This window comes from Acinetobacter sp. YH12235 (genome assembly GCF_013417705.1).
In the GTDB taxonomy this organism is placed as follows: domain Bacteria; phylum Pseudomonadota; class Gammaproteobacteria; order Pseudomonadales; family Moraxellaceae; genus Acinetobacter.
This window is the reverse complement of the sequence record NZ_VPDL01000012.1, coordinates 42990-63919: the sequence shown is the minus strand read 5'-3', so window position 1 is coordinate 63919 and position 20930 is coordinate 42990. Positions and strand designations below refer to the sequence as shown.

Here is a 20930-nt window from a genome sequence, read left to right as displayed (position 1 = left end):
ATAATAGTAGAACTAGATTATATTAATTTTTAATAAAATATAAATTCTAAGAAGCAATCAGAAATCAATGTGTTATAATTTGCAAAAGATAAAGTTAGATCAAATTTACTTAAATTAAGTATTTGATTCTAATGATGAAAAAAGCTGCATAGGGGTTATGCAGCTTTTTTGTTTAGATTGTTTTTTGAGTTTTTCTAGCGCAGTTTTCTTACTGTTCGCTATTGAAACATTTTGACCCGCTAAATGGCGAAGCTGGCATATTCGTTGCTAACAGATCCTTAAAATTCATGAAGTTTTCTATAAAATTTCCTGGATTCGGCGGCATGCTTAAAGCATAAAGTTTACTCAATAGGGGCTAGGTCATGACGACTCCTAATCCATCTTCAGAAAATATGCTGGAACGTCTGTTCAAACTGAGTGAAAACAAAACCAGTTTCCGTACAGAAGTTCTGGCAGGTGTAACCACGTTCCTGACAATGTGTTACATCATTATTGTTAATCCGATGATTTTATCCGAAACCGGGATGGATCATGGGGCTGTCTTTGTAGCCACCTGTCTTGCAGCCGCAATTGGCTGTCTGGTGATGGGGCTAATTGCCAATTATCCAATCGCACTTGCACCGGGTATGGGCCTGAATGCCTTCTTTACCTACTCAGTCTGTCTGGGAATGGGTGTGCCTTGGCAAACTGCATTAGGTGCAGTATTTGTATCTGGTCTGGTCTTCATTGCCATCAGTATGTTCAAAATACGTGAGGCGATTGTCAATGCCATTCCAATGTCACTCAAACTGGCGATTGGCGGTGGTATTGGCCTGTTCCTGGCCCTGGTTGCACTGAAAAATGCTGGCATCATTGTTGATAATCAAGCGACCTTGGTGGGTCTGGGTGATTTGAAACAGCCAACTGTTATGCTTGCGCTACTTGGCTTCCTGTTAGTGGTGGTAATGCATCACTTCAAAGTACGTGGTGCGATCATTATCAGTATTTTGGTAATCACTGCGATTTCTACTGCTTTAGGTTATAACCAGTTCCAAGGTGTAGTGGGTCAAATTCCTTCACTGGCACCAACCTTCCTGCAAATGGACTTTCAAGGTCTGTTTACAGCCAGCCTGATCGGTGTGATCTTCGTATTCTTCTTGGTCGATCTGTTTGACTCTACTGGTACGCTAGTAGGTGTTTCACATCGTGCAGGTTTGTTAAAAGATGGTAAATTGCCGCGTCTGAAAAAAGCATTATTTGCCGATTCTTCTGCGATTGTTGCAGGTGCTGCTTTGGGTACTTCTTCAACTACACCTTATATTGAGTCATCAGCGGGTGTTGCAGCAGGTGGTCGTACCGGTCTGACTGCAGTTGTGGTTGGCTTGCTGTTCATTGCCTGCCTGTTCCTGGCTCCATTGGCTCAATCTGTACCAGGCTTTGCAACTGCACCAGCATTGCTATTTGTCGGTGTATTGATGATTCAGGGTATTGTCCATATTGAATGGGATGATATTACTGAAGCGGTTCCGGCATTCCTGACCATTGTATTCATGCCATTTACGTATTCAATTGCAGATGGTATCGCAATGGGTTTTATCAGCTATGCGCTGATTAAACTGTTGACAGGTAAAGCGAAAACTGTTCCATACATGGTATGGATCATCGCAGTACTGTGGGCATTGAAGTTCTGGATGTTTGGCGGCTAATTTTTGTCGAATATCAAAAGGGTGTAAACTCAGTTTGCACCCTTTTTTATTTTTCTCAGGTTTAATCAGGAGTAGCGATGAACCGTCTTGAATTGATTCAGGCCTTGCCAAAGGCTGAGCTGCATGTGCATATCGAAGGTACCTTTGAACCTGAGTTAATGTTTGCAATTGCACAGCGTAATGAAATTAGCATTCCTTATAAATCGGTTGAGGAAGTAAAGCAGGCTTATAATTTCCATAATCTGCAATCTTTCCTAGATATCTACTACGCGGGCGCCAATGTTCTGATTCATGAACAGGACTTTTATGATCTGGCCTGGGCGTATTTTGAAAAATGCGCAGATGACAATGTCGTGCATACTGAAATGTTCTTTGATCCGCAAACGCATACTGATCGTGGCATTGCCTTTGAAACCGTGATTAATGGCTTGCAGAAAGCCTGCGATGATGCGAAAGCTAAATTAGGCATTACTTCACATCTGATCATGTGTTTCCTGCGTCATCTTAGTGAAGAAGCGGCATTTGAGACATTAGAGCAAGCACTGCCTTATAAAGATCAAATCATTGGAGTAGGGCTGGATTCAAGTGAAGTCGGGCATCCACCATCTAAGTTTGAACGTGTCTTTGCCAAAGCGCGTGAAGCCGGTTTTCTGGTGGTTGCACATGCGGGTGAAGAAGGTCCGGCAGAATATGTCTGGGAAGCTTTGGATTTATTAAAAGTAAACCGTATTGATCATGGGGTACGTTCTGAGGAAGATCCAGAATTGATGCAGCGTTTGATTGCAGAGAAGATGCCGCTTACAGTATGTCCACTTTCAAACCTGAAACTGTGTGTGGTAGATGATATGCAGCAGCATAATATCCGTCGCCTGTTGCAGCAGGGCGTGCATGTCACGGTGAATTCAGATGATCCATCGTATTTCGGTGGTTATATGAATGACAATTTCATTGCCATTGCTGAAGCTTTGGACCTAAGCAATGATGAGCTAAAACAGCTGGCGATCAATTCTTTTGAAGCTTCATTTATTTCTGATGCTGAAAAACAGAAATGGATCAGCCTGATTCAGGCACTCGTTTAAAATATCATTCCAGTAAATTTGTTAGCCCAAAGAGGGTGGAGTTCGCTCTGCCTTTTTATTTAATCTGATCTGTGAACCAAAGATGAAATTAAAATTCCTGTGGCCTGTTCTGGCTGTTAGCTTAATCAATCCTGCTTGTGCAGATACCTCAATGACTCAGAAAGCCCTGAAACCTGTGATTGAATATCAGTGTGGCCAAGAGCTGAAAGATTCCAAAGTCTGGAAAATGGGTACTTATTTCATGGCTGAAGCCAATAAACAGCATTTACAGCAAAAAGTATGTGGCTGTGTAGGTGAGCATGCCTTGGAAGGTGTTCCGGCTAAAACCCTGTTAAAAGCAACCGTTGATGAAGAAACTAAAAAAGAGCTGACCCGTAAAGCAATTGCCAATAGCTTAAAAGGCTGTATGGGCGAGTTTATCAATTAAGGATTTTTGGGTGCTGGCTTATTCAGGCCTTACCCTTAAATTAATAGTGAGTCTTCTTTCTGTGATGGCTGTGAATCTGGCTGTGCGCAGATTAGACATCATGGCGCATTTTTAGATTTCTTATTGCGATAAACTTCGGCACAATAGCTGCATATTTTAAAAGTTGAAAAAAGGATAAAATCCGTGAAAAAATTATTGGCTGTTGTTGCTCCATTAGCACTTGTTCTTTCTGCCTGCGTAGCACCCCAAGGTACAGGCACCCCAACTCAAGCAAGTACAGGTCAGCAACTCGGTTCTGCAGCCATTAAAATTGCCATCAATGCAAAATGTGTTACTGAACTAAATAATATTCCGGCTTGGCAAACTGCAACACGTTTAATGACAGAAACACAAAAACAGAATATCCAGTCTGAAATTTGTGGTTGCGTGAGTGAAAAGGCACCACAAAACGTGACTGCGGTAGATTTGGCGACTGCAGCAATTGACCCAGCAGCACGTGCAACTATTGTAGGCAATGTCGTTGCAAATACTATTAACGCTTGCGTGGCTGAAGCGGTAAACTAAGTCAAAATCAAATTTGAATAGGCTGACTGGTTCAGCCTATTTTTTATGGGAAATAAAATGAATATTGCTGGTGTAGATGAAGCAGGGCGTGGGCCATTAGTAGGATCGGTGGTCGCTGCGGCTGTGATATTGGATCCGAATAACCCGATTGAGGGCTTAAATGATTCCAAGAAGCTAAGCGAGAAGAAGCGCGAAAAACTTTTTATTGAGATTCAGGAAAAAGCACTGGCTTGGGCCATCGCTGAAGCCTCTGCGGCAGAAATCGACGAGCATAATATTTTGCAGGCCTCTTTGCTGGCAATGCGCCGCGCTGTGGAAGCATTAAGCATTCAGCCGGAACATGTACTGGTCGATGGCAACAAGATTCCTCAAGGCCTTGCGATGAGCTGTGATGCCGTCGTAGGTGGGGATGCCTTGCATCCTGAAATCTCGGCAGCCAGTATTCTGGCAAAAGTGACCCGGGATCGCCAGATGGTGGAGATGGATCAGAAGTATCCGCAATTTGGCTTTGCCAAGCATAAGGGTTATCCGACCAAAGCACATTTTGAAGCGATAGCGTTACATGGGGTAATTGATGAGCACCGTCGTAGTTTTGGACCGGTGAAAAAAGTGCTGGCAGCGTTACTTGATCAGCAGCAGGCGGGATAAAGTCTGATTATTTTGCTATGCAGTTGAAAATTAGGCAAATTAAAAGCGGCTTAAACGCCGCTTTTATATTCATACAAAATTAACGGTTAAAGTTATTTTGTGTCTGGTTATCATCTTCATAAGAAGAAGGCTGATAATCCTGGTCAATATGCTGAAGATGTTCATGCATTGCACGTTCATGCTGGATACGCTGGTAAATCTCTTCACGGTGTACAGAGACTTCTTTCGGAGCATTTACCCCAATACGAACCTGGTTGCCTTTTACACCAAGTACAGTCACGCTGACTTGGTCTCCGATCATTAAAGTTTCCCCGACGCGTCGAGTCAAAATCAGCATGTTTCTCTCCTTGCAAAATGCAAAACCTGCAATCTATTGAATGTAATAAAAAAACACAACCTAAAATTATATAATTAAAGTTTGAATAGAAAGTCCTGTCCATGAAATGAAGAGGTTAACTATCCAGGCTGTTGAAAATCCTTAGGCTTAATATAACAGAGCCACTATAAAAAAAACTATAGTGGCCCTGCATTTTTGTAGAGATTTAATGAAATACTGTCAGACAATGACGGTATTTTGTAGTTCTCTTAAGCGCGTGCGCTAGATTCACCATGTTCACGGTCTAAACCGAACGCAGTGTGAAGTGAGCGAACTGCAAGCTCAAGATAATTCTCTTCGATAATTACTGAAATCTTGATTTCAGAAGTAGAGATCATCAGGATATTGATGCCTTCATCAGCAAGGGCAGTGAACATTTTGCTCGCTACACCAGCGTGAGAACGCATACCTACACCTACGATAGACACTTTTACGATGTCATCACGAGTTGCAACTTCACGTGCGCCAATCGCTTGAGCAGTTTCTTCAAGGATTTTTTTGGCTTTAGCAAGTTCACCGCGGTTTACAGTAAACGTGAAATCAGTTGTACCATCTTCTTCAACGTTCTGGATAATCATATCCACTTCGATATTGGCATCACCAATTGGTTTAAGAATTTTAGATGCAATACCTGGCTCATCTGGAACACCCAGAATAGTCAGTTTAGCTTCGTCGCGGTTGAACGCGATACCAGAGATAATTGGCTGTTCCATGTTGTCTTCCAGTTCAGTAGTAATAAGAGTTCCGACGTTGTTTTTGAAGTCTTCGTCAAATGCGCCATCATTGTCATTATCGAAGCTTGAGAGTACGCGTAAAGGCACTTGGTACTTGCCTGCAAATTCTACAGAGCGAATTTGAAGAACTTTAGAACCTAAAGATGCCATTTCCAGCATTTCTTCGAAAGAGATACGGTCTACTTTTTTCGCTTTAGGCGCAACACGAGGGTCAGTCGTATATACGCCATCAACGTCTGTGTAAATCTGACATTCATCCGCTTTAAGCGCTGCAGCAAGTGCGACACCTGAAGTATCAGAACCACCACGGCCTAAAGTTGTGGTATTGCCATCAGCATCAAAGCCCTGGAAACCAGCCACCACGATCACGCGGCCTGCATCCAGGTTTTCAGTCAATACATCGGTATCAATAGATTCGATACGTGCTTTGGTGAATGCACTGTCAGTTTTAATACCAACCTGGCGACCAGTTAAAGATTTAGCTTCAACGCCAATTGAATTCAGCGCCATAGCTAACATGGAAATCGTTACCTGTTCACCCGTAGAAACCATTTGGTCAAGTTCACGTGGGTCAGGGGTTTCGGTAATGGCTTTCGCGAGAGCAAGCAAGCGGTTGGTTTCACCACTCATAGCAGATACGACTACAACCATCTTGTGGCCATGGTCATGCCAGCGCTTCACACGACGAGCAACATTGAGAATGCGCTCGGGAGTACCCATTGAGGTACCGCCATATTTTTGAACGATTAATGCCATAGTTGTTCCATATAAACCATGACCCTGATTTTCCGATCAGGGTCAGTTACACAAAATGAAGTTTTTATTTTGCTTCAAGCCAAGCTGCTAAATCAGCCATCACTGGAGCAAACTTCTCGTTAAGTGGCGCGCCACCTTGTGCCAAGTCAGGTTTACCACCACCTTTACCACCTAGCTCAGTTGCCAAGTGTTTGATGATGTCACCCGCTTTAATAGAAGCAGTAAAGTCTTTAGCTACAGATGCAATCAAGCTAACCTTGTCACCCTCTACACCTGCAAGAACAATGACTGCATTTTCTAATTTTGATTTCACACCATCGTGCAGGTTACGTAGTGCTTTCGCATCCATACCCTGAACAGTCGTGATTAATGTTTTACGACCAGCAAGCTCTTGAACCTGGCTTAAAAGTTCACCGGCTTGTAGGCTTGCCAATTTTTGATTCAGCTGTTCGATCTGTTTTTGCAATTGATGCGCAGTGTCCACCACAGCTTCAACTTTTTCGACTGTTTGATGGTTCTGTGCTTTTAACAAACCATTGATATATTGAACATCACGATCGACTTTCTGTACGGCTTCAACCGCTTTAGTACCGGTTACGGCTTCAATACGACGTACACCTGCTGCGACACCACCTTCAGAAGTGATTTTGAACAGACCGATGTCACCTGTACGTTTCACGTGAATACCGCCACACAGCTCGATTGAGAAGTTTTTTTCGTCAATCACTGAACCCATAGACAATACGCGAACTTCTTCACCGTATTTCTCACCGAACAGCATCATCGCACCTTTGGCTTTCGCAGATTCGATGTCGAGCAGTTCAGTGGTAACAGGCGTGTTGGCAATCACTTCGGCATTTACCAGACGTTCAATTTCTTGCAGTTGCTCAAACGTTACAGGCTGATCGTTAGCAAAGTCGAAACGTAATACGTCAGACGCAACCAATGAACCTTTTTGTTGTACGTGTGAACCCAGGATTTGACGTAGGGCAGCGTGTAGCAAGTGAGTTGCAGAGTGGTTACGTGCAGTTGCGGCACGAATGTCGGCTTTAACCGTTGCTTCCACGTTTTGAGTAACTTTCAAGTTACCCATAGTCACGATACCTTGGTGAACGAATGCACCACCAGATTTTTTGGTATCTTGAACTTCGAAAATACCGGTATCGTTTTTGAAGAGTCCTGTATCACCGATTTGACCACCGCTTTCTGCATAGAAAGGAGTCTGGTTAAGAACGATTAATGCTTCGTCGCCTTCAACCACTTCGTCAACCTGTTCGCCATCTTTATAGATTGCGATGATTTGACCTTGACCTGCTGTTGCGTCATAACCTTCAAACTGAGTTTCGCCTTCAACTTTAACAACGCTGTTATAGTCGATTGCGAATTTACCTGCATCACGTGCGCGTTGACGTTGTGCAGCCATTTCTTTCTCAAAACCAGCTTCATCAATGGTTAAGTCACGTTCACGTGCGATATCTGCTGTAAGGTCAGTTGGGAAGCCATAAGTGTCATAAAGTTTGAATACGATTTCACCCGGAATCACAGAGCCTTTCAGATTTGCCAGTTCGCCTTCAAGCAATTTCAGACCTTGCTCAAGTGTTTTAGCAAACTGTTCTTCTTCTTTCAGCAAAGCGGCTTCGATACGTGCTTTGTTTGCTTCAAGTTCAGGATAAGCTGCGCCCATCACATCAATTAAAGGCTGAAGCATTTTGTGGAAGAATGAACCAGTCGCACCCAGTTTGTTACCGTGACGAACTGCACGACGAATGATACGACGCAGTACATAACCACGGCCTTCGTTAGAAGGGTTCACGCCATCTGCGATCAGGAAGCAGCATGAACGTGCATGGTCAGCAACCACTTTAAGAGAAGCAGGGTATTCAACCGGTTTGTTTTCAGCTTGTGCTTTCGCTTCAATGTCTGAAGTATCTAGACCAATGATTTCAGCAGCAGCTTTTAACAGATTTTGGAACAGGTCGATTTCATAGTTAGAGTTGACATGTTGCAGAACCGCAGAAATACGCTCAAGGCCCATACCGGTATCAACAGAAGGTGCTGGAAGAGGGTGCAGGACGCCATCCGCAGTACGGTTGAACTGCATGAATACGTTGTTCCAGATTTCGATGAAACGGTCGCCATCTTCTTCAGGTGTACCAGGCAGGCCACCCCAAATGTGCTCACCGTGATCATAGAAGATTTCAGAACATGGACCACAAGGACCAGTATCGCCCATTGCCCAGAAATTGTCTGATGCGTATTTTTCGCCTTTGTTATCACCAATGCGGATAATACGGCTGGCATCTAGACCAACTTCTTTATTCCAGATATCAAACGCTTCGTCATCAGTGTGATACACAGTTACGTACAATTTGTCTTTAGGCAGTGCCAGCCATTTGTCGCCGGTCAGAAATTCCCAGGCAAATTTAATCGCATCACGTTTGAAGTAATCACCAAACGAGAAGTTACCCAGCATTTCAAAGAATGTGTGGTGACGAGCTGTGTAGCCAACGTTATCTAAGTCGTTGTGTTTACCACCTGCACGTACACATTTTTGTGAAGATGTTGCACGAACGTAGTCACGTTTTTCCAGACCCAGGAAGCAGTCTTTAAACTGGTTCATACCAGCATTGGTAAACAATAATGTTGGGTCGTTGGCAGGAACCAGAGAACTCGACGCGACACGTGTATGCCCTTGCGATTCAAAGTAGCTTAAAAAAGCTTCGCGAATTTCAGCTGATGTCATAAAACGAGTACTCACAACCAAGTCACTCCATAATTTCCGATTTGGCTAAAAACATCACAGTCTGACAAGAAGGTTGGTTCTCTGCTGCAATGCGGGGCTTAAATATTTAAAAACGCCAAATTATAACGGAAAATGCCTGTTCAACCAATGATTTTCATATTTATAGATCATAAAACTATAAGGAATGAATATTAGAAAAATCAGAAAAATGCCCTGCAAAATCAAAAGCTATTGTCATTACAGCAATTTATCTTAATTCTCGCTGATAGAAAGACTGGATTACTTCAAGCAAAGCATGAATTTTTCGATGAAATATTGGACATTCTGTGTAATTTTTAGTGGATTTAGCTGAATAGTTATCAGTCAGCTGGATAATTCCATTAATATAGGCGCACAAAGTTTTATGCCGCAGTAGGGAACGTCGATGCAACGTATCGCAATTAATGGTTTTGGACGAATCGGACGCAATGTGTTGCGTGCATGGTTTGAGAATCCGAAAGATTTTAATTTTGACATCGTTTCCATTAATGACGTTGCCGACGTTGAAACCTTATTGCATCTATTTAAATATGATTCTACTCATGGTCGTTTCCCGGGGCAGGTTGATCTGACGTATGAAGATGAGTATGCCTACCTGCATGTCACTTATCGCGATGCTTATCAGAAAGTTCAGGTTTTAAGACAAGCCAATCCAATAGAAATGCCTTGGCATGAACTGAATATTGATGTGGTATTGGAATGTACCGGCCTGTTCCGTTCGCGTGAGGCTGCGACTCAGCATATTACTGCCGGGGCAAAACGGGTCATTATCGGTGCTGCACCGTTTGATACAGTGGATGCCGCAATTGTCTATGGCGTCAACCATCGAGATGTCAAAGAAAGTGACCAGATTATTTCCAGTGTTTCCTGTACTACGCAGGCATTGGTACCGCTAGTCAAAATCATTGATGATGCCTTTGGGATTGAAACTGCACTGATGACTGAAATTCACGCGGTGACAGCGGATCAGTCAGTACTGGATCATGCCCATCGTGATTTAAGACGTGCCCGTGCTTCCGGGCAAAATATTATTCCAACCACATCTTCAGCTTTGGGTGCTTTAAAACGCGTAATGCCGAAGATGGAGAACCGGATTGATGGTTATTCGATTCGCGTGCCAACCATTAATGTCGCAGCAATTGATCTGACTTTTATTTCTCAGTCACCCATTACTGATCATCAGTTGAATGAAGTATTAATGAACGCTGCACGTCAGGATTTTGCTGAAATCATGTCTGTGACAGATGAGCCTTTGGTCTCTAGCGATTTTAATCATTCGCCTTACTCATTGATTGTGGATCTGACCCAGACCATGGTGGTGGGGCATCAGGCTAAAGTATTTGCCTGGTATGATAATGAATGGGGTTATGCCAATCGGTTACTGGATCTCTGTGAATCCTTTTATACAGATTAAGCTATTTTGAAAACATCCCAAATGGGGTGCTTTTTTATGCAAGATTAAAAAATTAGAGGAAAATGAATAAGAACTTGGACGTAATTGATCGAAAAGCTCCGGATTTATGCCGAATATTTCTATGATCTGGATATTTTTTCGTTAAGATAAAGATAATTAAATGGAATAAGAGCAAGCACATGATGTTGATCTGGGGATTTATTATATTACTAACCTTGGCTGTAATCTTTTTGATCTGGCTGCAATTTAATAATAATGAGAGTTCACAAAGTGTGGAAGGCGTGCCAGTTGAGGAAAAAGTGGCGCATCTGGAAGAAAATTTAAAAAAGACCTTGGAAATTATGCAGGATCTGGCGAAAAAGATGCATGTGCAGCAGGAAGTACTGGATCAGACTACAGCCAAACTGCAAAAAGTTGAACTGCAAAATGCAGAACTGGTAAATCTGCTCGCTAAAGTAGTAGAACCAAAGTCATAAGACCTTTTTATGCTGGCCTAGCCTTATATAAAGGATTTAAACCAGTAACGTTCTTAAAATAACTGCCGAGGCCATGCTAATCAAAATGGTCGGCAGCATGCCAAAGCGTGATGCAACGAATAGTGTCACCATTATAGCGATCAGATCAGCTGGATCATCTCGTAAAAAATATGGGGTGATCATCGAAATCAGTACACAACCCGGAATCACTTCCAGAATTTTACGCTGACGTTTGCTCAAAGTTTTATTTTTGAGTAGGACATAGCTAAGTATCCGAGTGCAGTAAGTCGTTAGCGCCACCAATAAGATGGCGATAAAAGTGCTCATCTGGATCATGCTTCATTCTCCTGAATGAGCCAGAAGGCAGAGGCAATGCCTGCAAGCGCACCAATCAGCACATACCAGTTTCCCGGTAGATAGCTATAAGCCAGTGCAGCACAAATACAACTGATTAGCCAAGGTCTGGCTTCAATAAAGCCTTTCCACATACCTTTCAGCAAAACCAGCATAATGGCGGGGAAAGCCATATCAAAACCAAAACGGTTAATATCACCTAGCACAGGTCCAAGCAGGGCACCGAGTGTCGTAAAGCCGACCCAGGCCAGATAAAGAACAATACATAGCCCGGCATAATAAGGCAGACTAAAAGCATATCGATAACCAAACTGTGCCAGTCGACGCTGTGCATCGGTCAGGCTTAAGGCCCAGTTTTCATCGACCATAAAGAATAATGCCGGAAAGACTTTTCGATTTGGAAGATGTCTTAAATAAGGTACTAAACTGGCACCGAGCAGAATATAGCGGCTGTTAATGAGAAAACTAATAAAGATTAAGGTAAGCAGATGCGGTGGATCAGTCCAGGCTTCTAAAACTGCAAACTCGGAACCGCCAGCAAAGTTCAGCCCGGTCAGCAAGGGAACCTCAAGCAGGCTAAAATCTTTTTGTGCTGCTGTTGCGCCCAAGACTAGCGCGAGAGGAATTACACCTAATAATAAAGGTATGCAGTCTTTCACACCACGCTAGAATTCACTCAGAGGAGTGGCATCAGAAGGCGTTATACTTGGCTGAAAGGGAGGCATGAGATGATCGGGTTTTATTCTAGAAGGAGAAGGAAAGTTTATAAGAAATACAGAAGTCTTTGCAGTCCCTTTAAACTCTACCAGAATGGTGCTGTTTTCTTGGTCATTTAAGTTCCCATATTAGGTTTTTGTATAGGATTATTTTTAAGCATCTAGTACTGATATCTTATAAATTTTTACCCTTGGATAGATGAGGATTGAATCAAGAATAAGTTTTTCGTCATTGTTTTGGTTAGGGAAATATATTAGAAAATCAAGTTGATATGTTGGTTATTAAATTTTATTCAGCCTATTTTCTCTTGATAAGAGGGAGATGGTTTGGTTTATCTATCTAAGTCCTTTGTTCAGTCAGAGAAAATTATCAAAATTGCGATGCACAGCCTAAACGATCGTGCTAGACTAGGAGAAATCGGGTGTGCTCCCGATTTTTTTATGCGGTTTATTCCGCGCTGACAAGAATTTAGGTTTACAACATGCCCATTTCAGAGACATGGTTATTACCTGATGGTGTAGCTGATGTATTACCAGAACAAGCGCAAGTCATCGAAAGCCTGCGCCGTCAATCACTGGATTTCCTCGCATCTCGAGGTTATCAGCTGGTGTACACGCCATTTATTGAATACATTGAATCTCTATCTTCTCTCTCAGAATCGAATCAGGATTTAGACTTAGCCACTTTTAAAGTGATCGACCAGCTGTCTGGCCGCTTGCTTGGTGTGCGTGCCGATATGACACCACAAGTGGCTCGTATCGATGCGCATGTACATCCAGTGGAAGGTGTGGCTCGTTATTGTTATGCGGGTACGGTTTTACATACGAAACCTCAAGGATTTAATACCACACGTGCACCATTGCAGTTAGGTGCAGAATTATTTGGTTCAGACAGCATTGACGCTGACGTGGAAATGGTTGACTTGATGATCAGCCTGATTCAGGAAGCAGGTCTGGCCGACGGTATCCACCTTGATTTAGGTCATGTGGGGCTGTTCCGTAGTCTGATTGCACAAGCGGGTTTAAGTAAGGCAACCGAACGCCAATTGTCTGATCTTTATCAACGTAAAGCGTTGCCAGAATTAGCTGAATTTACTGCAAATCTTAAGTTTGGTTCAGACTTCTATACGCTTGGCCGCTTTGCAAGTGATCTGGATGCCTTAAAAACGAATTTAAGTGCTGAAGTATTAGAAAATCCAGCCTTCAAACAGGCATTTGATGCACTGCAAACCACCAAAAATGAAGTTCAGGTGCGCTGGCCGAATCTGCATATTGGGATTGATGTCGTCGAGTTACGTTCATACCATTATCACACCGGCCTGATGTATGCAGTTTATGCACCAAACCGTGCTGCGGCACTGGCACAAGGTGGCCGTTATGATGGCATTGGTGAGCATTTTGGTCGTGCACGTCCGGCAACTGGTTTCTCTTGTGACTTATATGCTTTAAGTGCAGGCAAGTTTGCTACAGCTAAAGTTGTGGTAGCACCTAAGGGTACAGATGCTGCGCTGTTAAATGCGATTCAGGCAACCCGTGCACAAGGCTTAAGTGTAATTCAGTTATTAGGTAATGATGATTTAAACTCAGTACCGTATGCAACTCACCAGCTGGTGAATGTGGACGGTGAGTGGACCATCAAAACGATTTAATCGCTTTAATTGTTTTACTCAGTGTTCATGTCGCTGAGTGGGACTTTCAACTTTAACAGCATGATGTAATGAGGCTATTATGGGCAAGAATGTTGTGGTACTTGGTACCCAATGGGGCGACGAAGGTAAGGGTAAGATCGTCGACCTGCTCACAGATCAAGCGGCTGCAGTAGTTCGTTATCAAGGCGGACATAACGCAGGTCATACTCTCGTGGTTGGTGGTAAGAAAACTGTATTACACCTCATTCCATCAGGTATTTTACGTGAAAACGTATTGTGCTTAATTGGTAATGGTGTGGTTCTTTCACCTGAAGCGCTCATCAAAGAGATGGATATTCTTGAAAAAGAAGGCGTGCCAGTACGTGAACGTCTACGCATTTCTCCAAACTGTCCATTGATTCTTCCACACCACATCGCACTTGACCAAGCTCGTGAGAAAAAACGTGGTAATGCGAAAATCGGTACAACTGGTCGTGGGATTGGTCCTGCTTATGAAGATAAAGTAGCGCGTCGTGCAATCCGTGTTGCTGACCTGGTACGTGGTGGCGAACATCTGAAAGCTCAGCTTGAAGAATTGCTTGAATACCACAACTTCCAATTGACTCAATTCTTCGGTGTTGAAGCAGTTAAAGTTGAAGACGTACTTGCGCTTTGCGACGAATGGCGCAAAGTGATCGAGCCTATGGTTATGGACGTGACTGGTGAACTTCACGCTTACCGTAAAGCTGGCAAGAAAATCATGTTCGAAGGTGCACAAGGTTCATTGCTTGACGTTGACCACGGTACATATCCGTACGTGACTTCTTCAAACACGACTGCTGGTGGCGTAAGCTCAGGTTCAGGTCTTGGTCCATTACACCTTGACTACGTTCTTGGTATTACTAAAGCGTATACTACTCGTGTAGGTTCAGGTCCATTCCCAACTGAGTTGGTGTATGACGCTGCAACAGATACAGGTGATGCAATTGGTAAACACCTGGGTACTGTAGGTTCAGAATTTGGTGCGTCTACTGGCCGTCAACGTCGTTGTGGCTGGTTCGATGCTGAAATCCTGCGTCGTTCAGTAGAAGTGAACTCACTGTCTGGTATTTGCTTGACTAAACTTGACGTTCTTGACGGTTTGGAAGAAGTGAAAATCTGTGTAGGTTACGAAGCTGCTGATTCTGGCTGTGTTGGTTCTTCTGATGCGCTTGCATTTGAAACTTTAAAACCAATTTACGAGACTATGCCAGGCTGGAAAGAATCTACTTTCGGTGCGAAATCACTAGATCAATTGCCACAAGCGGCAATTAACTATGTGAAACGTCTTGAACAATTGATTGAATGTCCAATCGACATCATTTCAACTGGTCCAGACCGTGAAGAAACCATTATTCTTCGCCATCCGTTTGATGCTTAATCCTTTAAGCTGAAAATGATAAAAACCCTGTGATTTCACAGGGTTTTTTATTTGGAAAAGCTTATAAAAATGATTGAAAACCTGTTTGGATTCTTTATGATGTTTTGACCTTATATATTTGAGAAGGTCATGAAATATAAAAATTTATTGGCGGGGATGGTCATTGCGACCACATTAACGGGGTGTACTACGGTTGCAGATTTGATGGGAGCTGATTCAGCTACATTAAATCTGAGTGCAGCACAAAGCTATAATCAGATGCTGACAGAGGCCAAGCAGAAACAGATTCTGGATACGACTTCTGCCACCTATAAAAAAGTAAATCGGGTTTTCCTGAAAATGAAGCCGTATGCGGATCAACTGAATCAGACTGGGCAGAAGTTTGACTGGCAAGTGGCTGTGATCAAATCTAACGAGATTAATGCCTATGTCGCACCAGGTGGCAAGGTGGTGTTCTATACGGGTATTGTCGACACACTAAAACTTACAGACGATGAAGTTGCTGCCATCATGGGACATGAAATGGTGCATGCGCTTGAGGAACATTCTAAGAATAAGGTAGGAGCGCAAGCACTGACTGATCTGGCAGTAAGTATCGGTAGCAAGTACGTCGGGCAGTCCGCTGGTGGTTATGGCGGGCTACTGCTGGATATGGGTGCTCAATTTGGTGTGGGCTTGCCATTCTCACGTAATCTGGAAAGCCGTGCCGATAAAGGCGGGCTCATGCTGATGGCACGAGCAGGCTATAACCCGAATGCAGCGATTACGTTGTGGCAAAAAATGAATGCACAAGACAGCCGTGGCAATAGCGTCCTGAATAAATTTACTTCTACGCATCCAACGAATGATGACCGAATTGCAGCCTTGCAACAGCTGATGCCTGAAGCGATGACGGTATATAAGGCTAAGAAATAATTTCGAAACTCAGGACTAAAGTCTTAACGGCAAGTGCTGTGCAGTGGCATGGCGCTTGCTAGAATAAAACAAAATAAAATATGAGTATGCAGGATGCATAAAAATATCTCGGGAACGATGTTCTATTCCTTGTTATTCGCGATGGGTGGCGCACCGACCATTGCGATGCTGATTATCCGTGCCCAAACTCGGGATCCTGACATTATTTACGGTGCATTTATTGGCTTGAGTGTGATCATTGCCTGTGTATTGGTACCGGTCATCTTGTTACAGAATGCTTTTCTATTTTTTAAGCGTAAAAGTGAAATTTTAGAAGAAAAAATTAAACCTTTGTGTTATTTATATTTAGGTTTAAATATTGTCTGTCTGATTTATTGGCTTGCGATACAGTATTGGGGTTAAAATTACATAAAATATAACAAGATGAAGTAATTGTACATTTAGTTGATCCGGCCTTTAACTTATAATTTTTTACAATGTAAATTAACCTTTTGCTTATGGTGGAGTCACTATAATGAAAAATAAATTCTTGTTAGGTATGGGTGCAGCCGCAGCCATTACTTTGTCTGGTTGTACAACTATTGCCGATATTGCAGGTGCAGATACTGCGACTTTAAATGCTTCAGCCAGCCAAAGCTACAATGCCATGGTGGCAGACGCTAAAGCGAAAGGCCAGCTGGATACCAGTTCAGCGACATACAGTCGTATTAATGCTGTTTTTAACCGTTTAAAACCTTATGCCAACCAGCTGAACCAGACGGGTACTGCATTCCAATGGCAGTTGGCCGTATTGAAATCTGATCAGGTCAACGCTTTTGTGGCACCTGGTGGTAAAGTGGTGTTCTATACCGGTATCGTGAACAAGCTGAATCTGACCGATGCTGAAATTGCAGCCATTATGGGTCATGAAATGGTCCATGCCCTGGAAGAGCATGCGAAACAGAAACTTGGTGCACAAGCCCTGACTGATCTGGCATTGGGTATTGGTTTAAATGCAGCGGGCGTAGGACAAGGTGGTGCTGCAGTGGCACAATTGGGTAGCCAGATTGGTATCGGCTTGCCTTACTCACGTAACCTGGAAAGCCGTGCTGATCAGGGCGGTTTAACTCTCATGGCGCGTGCTGGCTATAACCCGAATGCAGCGATTACTCTTTGGGAAAAAATGAACAAGCTTGAAGGTGGTAGCACTGGCGCGACTTTCCTGTCTACTCACCCATCGAACAGTCAGCGTATCGCAGCAATGCGTCAAAATCTGCCAGCAGCAATGCAGATCTATAACAAACGTTAAGATTGCATAATTTGAGGGATTCGCGATTTTAATGATGAAAAGCAGGGCAGTAGTCCTGCTTTTTTATATTTAAAATCTTAAGGCAATAAAAAAGGCAAAGTTTTCACTTTGCCTTTTTGTGCTAAAGACCGGGAAGTCTTAGTGGTGGTGACCACCCGCACCGTGTACGTGACCGTGATCAAGTTCTTCTTGAGAAGGTTCACGGATAGACACGATTTCAACTTCGAAAGTTAAATCTTGACCAGCAAGCGGGAAGTTAGCATCAACAACTACGTTGTCACCTTCAACTGCTTTAACAGTTACGATTTGAACGCCGTCATCAGTTTGTGCTTGGAACTGCATGCCTGCCTGGATGTTGTCTACGCCTTGGAACATTTGTTTAGGCACTTCTTGCACTAGCTCTGGGTTATATTCGCCATAGCCTTCAGCAGCAGGAACATTTACAGTGAATTTTTCACCAACAGTTTTGCCTTCTAAAGCTTTTTCTAAACCAGGGATGATGTTACCTGCACCGTGCAAATAGGCAAGTGGTTCACCTTGAGATTTGTCGAGAGTTTCACCCTCTGCGTTAGTCAATGTGTAGTGGAAAGAAACCACGAGGTTATTTGCAATAGCAGTCATATTAATTGATCCATTCAATTTTTTAAGGGTACATCATAAAGTGAAATTGTATTTTTGTAGACTAAAAATAGCAAAAAAATGCAATTTGACATGTTTAATGACGATTTTTTCATATATGAGGACAATATTTACAATTTCAATGCAATTTCAGCTTGGGTGCAATTTTTCGTGTAACAAAGTCTTTGGCAGTTAACAGGCCAGCATGGGTATAGCCATGAATGGTGGCCTGATGAATCCGGTACAGGGATACATACATGGATTTCGCGACAAAGCCTTGAACATTGACCTGACCCAATAATTCACCGACAGCACTGTTTTGACTTAAAGACACTAATGAGCCTTTGTCAGAAAACTTGAACATCGGTAAATAGCTTTCACCATTAATGCGTGCTTTTAAGGCTCTGACCAGAAAAGCGGCCTGCTGGCTGGCGACCTGTGCACGGGGGCCTAAAACCGGTTGATCTGCTTCAGGCTGACAGTGAGCACAATCACCAAAAACGAAAATATCCGGGTCTGACAAAGTTTGCAGAGTTGCATAAACTTTTAGGCGATTAATGTTGTCTTTTTCCAGTTCTTTAAGTTTTGCCAGAACTTCTGGTGCTTTAATTCCAGCAGCCCAGACTTTAATTTCTGCTTCGAGGCTTGAACCATCAGCAAAATAAATCTGGTCTTCATCGACTTTAGCGACCCTATGACTGGTTAATACCTCAATACCTAGACGATCGAGTTGCTCCATGGTGTGTTCAGCCATTTTCTCAGACAGTGCAGGTAAGATCCGATCAGCGGCTTCAATCAAAGTGATTTTGACTTTATTTGGATCAATCTTGTTCAGACCATATTTAAAAAAGTTTTGTTTGGCGATCACCAGCTCGGCAGCCAGTTCTACACCAGTTGCACCGGCTCCAATAATGGCAATTTTAAGCTCACGGGAAGAGGTTTGATTTTGAGCATTGAGATAAAGATGTAGCAGATCCTGCTGAAAGACATCGGCCTGCTGGCGGCTGTCGAGAAAATGACAGTATTGGGCAACACCTTCCGTATTAAAATCATTGGAAGTGGAACCTAATGCCAGCACCAGCGTGTCATAGCTGATGTGTTTCTTCTGTTTAGGCTGGGATTTTTTAGAAAAGTAATCTGTTTCCAGAACAATTTCTTTAGCCTTACGATCCAGATCAACAAATGTTCCCAGCACAAAGTGATAATGATGAGCTGCAGCATGACTAAAATAATTGGTTTCTTCTGCATGCGGATTAAGTGTACCTGCAGCAATTTCATGCAATAAGGGTTTCCAGATATGTGTCAGTTTCTGATCTACCAGCGTAATATGCGCTTGGCCACTTTTGCCTAAGGTTTCGCCCAGTTGAGTAGCTAGCTCCAATCCACCTGCGCCACCACCTACAATTACGATTCGATGTGCTGTCATATATTATTAACCTATTTATTTTTCTAATAAAAATAAGAGAAATTTAGACCAAATATACTATGGCATGGGCAGCAGGCCGTCTTGATTAGAATTGTTATACAAATTACAAAACGTAGCAATTATGGCAGAAGAGGTAAAATCGACGAGAGAAGAGAAGAAATCTATGGTGGGAGTTAGAAGACAAATGAGGGCCTTCTAACTGTATTCAGCGTTTATTTCTGGATTGGATAGAGTTTGGCACTTGGTGCATTTTCTGCAAAGATGCCAAAGAAGCTAGATAACCAGCTCAGGAATTTCTGGAAGAAACCGGCTTCTTCAAGTTCCACCATATCTTCAATCTGGATGGTACGAATAAGCTGATTATTCTGATACACATGAATCGTCGCTAATGGCATCACTTTGGCCATAGGTGCAATCAACTCAGAAGCAGTCATTTCTACATTAATATGGGTCTGGGTTTCATGGAGCGGTTCAATGCTTTGCATTACACCATCACCTGTATTCAACATTACCCGTTGATGGTTTTGATCGAACTGGTTCAGGTCAATGGCATAATTCTGATCATATAAAGATGTCGTAATAATCTGCGGCTGTTTAGTCTGAACCTTAAACATTTTCAAAGTCGATTTGATCACCGGTAATTCAGCGAGTAGCTGTTTGTCTTTAATGGCGACTTCATTACGGGTATAGGTATACGCCAGATTCATCAACTTATGCGACACTTCAGCGCGTTTGGCAGCACTTTTGGTACCTAGAACTACCACGATCAAACGACGGTGGGGCAGTTCCATATCATAAGTTGGACGATTGGCGGTGAGCGCCAGGTTATAGCCGGCTGCACGAGTAAAGCCAGTTTTTAAACCATCGACGCTTGAGTCCACTTGCAACACACGGTTAGTGGCACGGTGGAAATGGTTGTTATAGCTAAAACTTGGCTGTTTGGAATAATACAGATAGTCCGGAGTCTGATTGACTACAGCTGCCGACAAACGCGCCAGATCCGCTGCAGTAGAATAGTGCTCAGGCATGGTAATACCGGCCGGATTCTGGAAATGGGTATGAACCATACCTAAAGCTTTTGCTTCCCGATTCATTCGCTCGACAAAGCTCGGAATATCACCTGAAATTTTTTCTGCCAATGTCACAGCAGCATCATTCGCCGACATGATAATCAGACCTGCCAGAAGTTGATCAATCGAAATCTGCTCACCTTCTTTCAGGTACATTTGTGACTCATCCCACATCACTGTTTTCACAATCGGTGTTGCAGTTAATACTTCACTTTTATCTAATTTACCCGCCTGAATTTCTTTCAATGCAATATAAGCGACCATCATTTTGGTGAGGGAAGCTGGAGCACGTTGAACGTCGGCATTGTGTTCGGCAATGACTTGGCCTGACTGTGAGTCAAGAATGGTCCAGGCTTCTGCTTCAACGCTTTCAGGCAAAATATTCAGAAGGGCAGCATATGAAATTGCAGGCACAAACAGGCTGAGAACTGCAAGCAGTGAGATGATGTATTTCAAAGGTGTTCCTTAATAACCAACCGGTCGATGAACGATTTAATTTTCACGCATGCTATGCCTTTTTTTTAAGGATAGCTAGTCAGAAATGTAGACAAATG

General features: G+C 43.0%; 20 protein-coding genes. 12 read left to right on the top strand and 8 right to left on the bottom strand.

The window, feature by feature from the left end:
- Positions 1 to 362 precede the first annotated feature (362 nt).
- From FTV13_RS08170 to rnhB, 5 genes are all read left to right on the top strand, one after another.
- Positions 363 to 1685, top strand: coding sequence for an NCS2 family permease (locus tag FTV13_RS08170; RefSeq protein WP_004815389.1), 1323 nt, complete (start codon positions 363 to 365; stop codon positions 1683 to 1685).
- Between the two features lie 77 nt (positions 1686 to 1762).
- Entirely contained in the window at positions 1763 to 2764 is a 1002-nt protein-coding gene (locus FTV13_RS08165; protein ID WP_180011671.1) for an adenosine deaminase, read from the top strand.
- An 82-nt stretch (positions 2765 to 2846) separates the two neighbouring features.
- Entirely contained in the window at positions 2847 to 3191 is a 345-nt protein-coding gene (locus FTV13_RS08160) for a hypothetical protein (protein WP_180011669.1), read from the top strand.
- 183 nt (positions 3192 to 3374) lie between these two features.
- Positions 3375 to 3755 (top strand): hypothetical protein, encoded by a 381-nt coding sequence (locus FTV13_RS08155; RefSeq protein ID WP_159123230.1) that lies wholly within the window; start codon positions 3375 to 3377, stop codon positions 3753 to 3755.
- A gap of 57 nt (positions 3756 to 3812) precedes the next feature.
- On the top strand, positions 3813 to 4403 hold the full coding sequence (gene rnhB, locus FTV13_RS08150; RefSeq protein WP_004784204.1) for a ribonuclease HII: 591 nt from the start codon (positions 3813 to 3815) through the stop codon (positions 4401 to 4403).
- A 79-nt stretch (positions 4404 to 4482) separates the two neighbouring features.
- Here the strand turns inward: rnhB and csrA are convergent, their stop codons facing one another.
- From csrA to alaS, 3 genes are all read right to left on the bottom strand, one after another.
- Positions 4483 to 4740, bottom strand: a complete 258-nt coding sequence (gene csrA, locus FTV13_RS08145) for a carbon storage regulator CsrA (RefSeq protein ID WP_004784202.1) — start codon at positions 4738 to 4740, stop codon at positions 4483 to 4485.
- Positions 4741 to 4988: 248 nt separating this feature from the next.
- The gene (locus tag FTV13_RS08140; protein WP_159123232.1) at positions 4989 to 6269 is read right to left on the bottom strand and encodes an aspartate kinase; all 1281 of its coding nucleotides are present in this window, start codon (positions 6267 to 6269) and stop codon (positions 4989 to 4991) included.
- Positions 6270 to 6333: 64 nt separating this feature from the next.
- On the bottom strand, positions 6334 to 9027 hold the full coding sequence (gene alaS, locus FTV13_RS08135; protein WP_180011667.1) for an alanine--tRNA ligase: 2694 nt from the start codon (positions 9025 to 9027) through the stop codon (positions 6334 to 6336).
- Between the two features lie 409 nt (positions 9028 to 9436).
- On the opposite strand from alaS, the gene FTV13_RS08130 reads away from it, so the two are divergent.
- Together FTV13_RS08130 and FTV13_RS08125 are read left to right on the top strand one after the other, a co-directional pair.
- Positions 9437 to 10465: a type I glyceraldehyde-3-phosphate dehydrogenase gene (locus tag FTV13_RS08130; RefSeq protein ID WP_179993210.1), complete on the top strand. Its 1029-nt coding sequence runs from the start codon at positions 9437 to 9439 to the stop codon at positions 10463 to 10465.
- A 179-nt stretch (positions 10466 to 10644) separates the two neighbouring features.
- A complete protein-coding gene (locus tag FTV13_RS08125) occupies positions 10645 to 10941 on the top strand; it encodes a hypothetical protein (protein ID WP_005236433.1) in 297 nt (98 codons plus the stop codon).
- A 36-nt stretch (positions 10942 to 10977) separates the two neighbouring features.
- Here the strand turns inward: FTV13_RS08125 and FTV13_RS08120 are convergent, their stop codons facing one another.
- Both FTV13_RS08120 and FTV13_RS08115 read right to left on the bottom strand, forming a co-directional pair.
- Complete coding sequence (locus tag FTV13_RS08120) at positions 10978 to 11277, bottom strand: AzlD family protein (RefSeq protein ID WP_179993211.1); 300 nt, start codon at positions 11275 to 11277, stop codon at positions 10978 to 10980.
- Positions 11274 to 11954 carry an AzlC family ABC transporter permease gene (locus tag FTV13_RS08115; protein ID WP_373684719.1) on the bottom strand — a complete coding sequence of 227 codons (681 nt, stop codon included), beginning with the start codon at positions 11952 to 11954 and terminating at the stop codon, positions 11274 to 11276. Before FTV13_RS08115 ends, FTV13_RS08120 begins: the two co-directional genes overlap by 4 nt.
- A gap of 539 nt (positions 11955 to 12493) precedes the next feature.
- Between FTV13_RS08115 and FTV13_RS08110 the strand changes: the two genes are divergently transcribed.
- From FTV13_RS08110 to FTV13_RS08090, 5 genes are all read left to right on the top strand, one after another.
- Entirely contained in the window at positions 12494 to 13660 is a 1167-nt protein-coding gene (locus FTV13_RS08110; RefSeq protein WP_159123236.1) for an ATP phosphoribosyltransferase regulatory subunit, read from the top strand.
- Between the two features lie 79 nt (positions 13661 to 13739).
- Positions 13740 to 15059 (top strand): adenylosuccinate synthase, encoded by a 1320-nt coding sequence (locus FTV13_RS08105; protein ID WP_004784184.1) that lies wholly within the window; start codon positions 13740 to 13742, stop codon positions 15057 to 15059.
- Between the two features lie 129 nt (positions 15060 to 15188).
- Complete coding sequence (locus FTV13_RS08100) at positions 15189 to 15974, top strand: M48 family metallopeptidase (RefSeq protein WP_179993213.1); 786 nt, start codon at positions 15189 to 15191, stop codon at positions 15972 to 15974.
- A 93-nt stretch (positions 15975 to 16067) separates the two neighbouring features.
- Positions 16068 to 16376 carry a hypothetical protein gene (locus tag FTV13_RS08095; protein WP_180011665.1) on the top strand — a complete coding sequence of 103 codons (309 nt, stop codon included), beginning with the start codon at positions 16068 to 16070 and terminating at the stop codon, positions 16374 to 16376.
- Between the two features lie 112 nt (positions 16377 to 16488).
- Positions 16489 to 17262 carry a M48 family metallopeptidase gene (locus FTV13_RS08090; RefSeq protein ID WP_125279059.1) on the top strand — a complete coding sequence of 258 codons (774 nt, stop codon included), beginning with the start codon at positions 16489 to 16491 and terminating at the stop codon, positions 17260 to 17262.
- Positions 17263 to 17400: 138 nt separating this feature from the next.
- Here the strand turns inward: FTV13_RS08090 and slyD are convergent, their stop codons facing one another.
- From slyD to FTV13_RS08075, 3 genes are all read right to left on the bottom strand, one after another.
- Entirely contained in the window at positions 17401 to 17883 is a 483-nt protein-coding gene (gene slyD / locus FTV13_RS08085) for a peptidylprolyl isomerase (RefSeq protein ID WP_004784172.1), read from the bottom strand.
- A gap of 136 nt (positions 17884 to 18019) precedes the next feature.
- Positions 18020 to 19306, bottom strand: coding sequence for an NAD(P)/FAD-dependent oxidoreductase (locus FTV13_RS08080; protein WP_180011663.1), 1287 nt, complete (start codon positions 19304 to 19306; stop codon positions 18020 to 18022).
- 212 nt (positions 19307 to 19518) lie between these two features.
- On the bottom strand, positions 19519 to 20832 hold the full coding sequence (locus tag FTV13_RS08075; RefSeq protein ID WP_166136076.1) for a D-alanyl-D-alanine carboxypeptidase PBP6B: 1314 nt from the start codon (positions 20830 to 20832) through the stop codon (positions 19519 to 19521).
- Positions 20833 to 20930: the final 98 nt, after the last annotated feature.